1 protein-coding gene is annotated in these 1,965 nt (G+C 72.3%); it reads left to right on the top strand.

What is annotated here, in order from left to right; translation table 11 throughout:
- On the top strand, positions 1 to 1,877 hold a 1,877-nt coding region (locus tag ACYU8V_RS16895), incomplete at its 5' end, for a hypothetical protein (RefSeq protein WP_460849006.1).
- Between the last annotated feature and the right edge of the window lie 88 nt (positions 1,878 to 1,965).

The following is a 1,965-nucleotide window of genomic DNA, read 5'->3' as shown; positions in this document are numbered from 1 at the left end:
CCCACGCGGCGGCCGGTGGAGCGGCCGGTGGGGCGGGCGGCTCGTCGGCCGCAGCCACCACCGCGACCACCACGACGGCGCTCGGCGGCGCGAAGGCCGCGATCGTGGCCGGGACGGTGGCCGTCGCCGCGGTCGGGGGCGGCGGTGCGGCGTACGTCGCCACCCACGAGCACCACGCCGCGCCGGCGGCGTTCGAGCCCGCGGTGCTGGCGGCGTACTCGACCTCACCGGACTACACGACGAACCGTGCCTCGCAGGCGTTCGTCGCCACCGACACCGGCGCCTCCGTCCCCCTGCGTGGTCTCCGGGTGGCCCCGGACGCTTCGCGGGGCCCGCGCGACATCCGGCTCGCGGCGTCGGCGGACGGCCGCGCCCTGGCCGCGACCGACGGCGCCCATCTCGTCGTCGCGTCGGGGGCGGACCCGGCAGAACAGCACTCACTCGCCTGCAGCTGCCTCGACGTGATGTTCACGACCGACGGGCACCTGCTCGTCCTGACCACGAGCTGGAGGCTCGTCACGTACGACGTCAGCGGCGCCGCCCCCTCCTCGACCGCCGACGTCGCCCTCACCCGGACGCCGCCGAAGAACCCGCGGTGGGACACGGGCTACGCGGCCCGGCTGCTGAGCGTCCTCGGGGAGGACGTGTACGCCGCCCTCCCGGGCCGTCCCGGCGACAGCACGATCGACTCGGACCTCGTCCGCATCGACCTCGCGACCGGACAGACCCAGCGGCTCGACACGCTCCACGACGGCTTCGCGGTGACCTCGGCGAGATCCGACGACGGGCGCTACGCGGCGCTCACGGTCGCAGCGGGCGACGGCTGCGACCCAGGAAGGCTGGCCGTGATCGATCTTGCCACGACCGCACCCAGGGTGCGCTGGGTGGGCGGACCCACCCGGCAGACATCCGGTTCGACGACGTTCGACTCGCTCGCGCATGTCGGGTTCCAGGGCGACGCGCTGGCCGTGAGCTGGCAGCGCGGCGCGTCGTGCTCGGACGACTCCTCGACATCACCCGCCGAGCTCTTCACCTCCGAGCCGCCCTCGTACGGGACATGGACGTCGACGGCACCCGTTCTGAAGGACGGGCCGGCGTACGGTGCCACCTGGGCGGCGCCCGGCCACGACGGACGCCTGCTCTCGCTGTGGCAGACGACGGTCATGGCCTACTCAACCCAGCTGTGGGTGGGCGATCCCGATGCAGGCGGCCGCGAGATCGCGGGAGCGGTCGACGAGGTCGTGCCGGTGGGTAGCCCGGGCACACCGGCCGCCAGCCCACCCGGGTCGGGGAAGACCGTCGAGTACGACGTCGACCCCTGGTTCGCCGACGGCACCTTGAAGCCGGGGTATGCGATCGAGGACTACGACCCCTACGGCGAGGCGTCCGAGGACTGCAGCTTCGACCGCGGGTCGCCCGTCGCCAGGACCGTGAACACGCACTGGTGCGGCTCGACTGCCGACTACACCTACGCCTGCTGGAACGACGGACCCAGCACCACGAGCATGCTCTGCCTGTCGTCGCCGTGGTCCCGGGTCATCAGGCGAGTGCAGGTGACCGGCTTCCGACGCAACATGCCGCGCCCGAGCAACCCCTCGCCGTACGGGATCGAGCTGACCGACGGTCAGCTCTGCACCTTCCGGATCGGCGGAGCATGGGGCTTCACCCCACCGGGCACCGGAGCGATCTACGGGTGTGGCGATCCGTCCCAGGACGGCGAACCCGGGTGGATCCTGCTCGGCGGGGCAGGACCGACGTTCCGCAAGGTGAACGGACAGTGGAAGGTGCTGGCGTACCACGACAACGGCGCGACGTCCCCCGCCGGCACGGAGCGGCCGCAGTGGATCGACATCGCCACCGTCTACTGGATGACGTAGGGCCGACAACAGCCGGTTGTACCTGCGTCAGTGCCAGTAGAGCTCGCCGATGATGGTGCCGTCGTCGGTGGTGATGGGTTCGGCTTCG

Source organism: Nocardioides ultimimeridianus, from assembly GCF_054777895.1.
The sequence above is the reverse complement of the archived record's forward strand: the minus strand, read 5'-3'. Positions and strand labels throughout refer to the sequence as shown.